The 1,506-nt window shown below is 28.0% G+C and carries 1 protein-coding gene; it reads left to right on the forward strand.

The features are described 5' to 3' along the window. Positions 1 to 1,506: DNA polymerase III subunit alpha (dnaE, locus tag MAGTDC_RS03515; RefSeq protein WP_146657070.1), on the forward strand; the 1,506-nt coding region annotated here is incomplete at both ends.

Here is a 1,506-nt window from a genome sequence, read left to right on the forward strand (position 1 = left end):
ATAATTTATGTATCGAATTAGAAAGAAACATATTTACTAATCCCTCTTATGAAAAATTTATGATAGAATATGCCAAAAATAATGGACTTGTTGTTGCTGCAATAAACGAAACATATTTTGAATCACCAGAAGATGTTGAGATAATTGAAATTTTACAATCTATTTCAAAACAAAAATTAACACATATCTCCAAAAATAACTATTTTAGTGATTATAAAAATATTCTTACCCGATTCTCTAATGTTACCGAAGCAATTAAAAATACAGTTGTCATTAGCAACACATGTAATTTTTACTTAGAAAAGAAAGTAGTACATCTACCATCATTTTTAAAAGACAATCAAACGGAAAACAAGGTATTATATCTCAAATCCATTGAAGCACTCGAATATATGTTTTATTCCGTTGGAAAATCTAATAAAGTGATATATTATGACAGATTATTAAAAGAATTATCTATTATAATAGCAACAAAATATTCTGGGTATTTCTTAATAGTATCTGATTTTACATTATGAGCTAAAAACAACAATGTATATGTTGGTTCTGGTCGAGGATCAGCTTCTGGTTCGTTAATAGCATATTGTTTAGGAATAACAACTGTTGATCCGATGGTTCATGAACTTCTTTTTGAAAGATTTTTAAACGTTAATAGAATTAGTTTACCTGATATAGATGTAGATTTTTGTCATGAAGGACGGGAAAAAATTATGAGATATACTCAATTAAAGTATGGTGTTAGAAACATTAGTCAAATAATAACATTTGGTTCATTACAGGCTAAGGTAGCTATAAAAGATGTTGGTAGATATTTATCAATTTCCTATGATATATTAAACCAATTATGTAAATCCATACCAATATTTGATTATGAAGCTAATTCCATTTTAGATGCATTAGATAAAACAAAATTAATACCCTCGCCCTTGTTTGAAAAAGTAATGGATATTATCTTGAAACTTATCGGTTTGTATAGGCATGTATCAACACATGCTGCAGGTTTAATTATATACGATACATCATTAGTAAATGATACTCCTGTTGTTTGGAATAAAAGTGATAACGTTGGAATTGTACAACATAGTATGAATTGAGTTGATAGTGCTGGATTACCTAAATTTGATTTATTAGGTCTAAAAACACTTACTGCTATTGATGAAACCATAGAACATATTATAACTAGTCGTATACATATAGATTTGGAATGTTATACTGATAATAAAAGCTTTGAATTAATTTGTAATGGTAAAGTATTGGTAATCTTTCAACTAGAAAGTCAAGGAATGAAGGGACATATAACAAATATAAAACCCTCAAATATTATTGATTTAACTGCTTTAATAGCACTATATAGCCCCGGACCAATAAAACATATTAAACTTTATTCTGATGCAAAATGGAATCAAACAAAACGAACAAGTCTACACCAGGGTATCGATTCCATATTAGATGAAACATCCGGAATAGTAATATACCAAGAACAAGTTATGTTAATAGCACAGAAAT

This window comes from Candidatus Hodgkinia cicadicola (genome assembly GCF_002774925.1).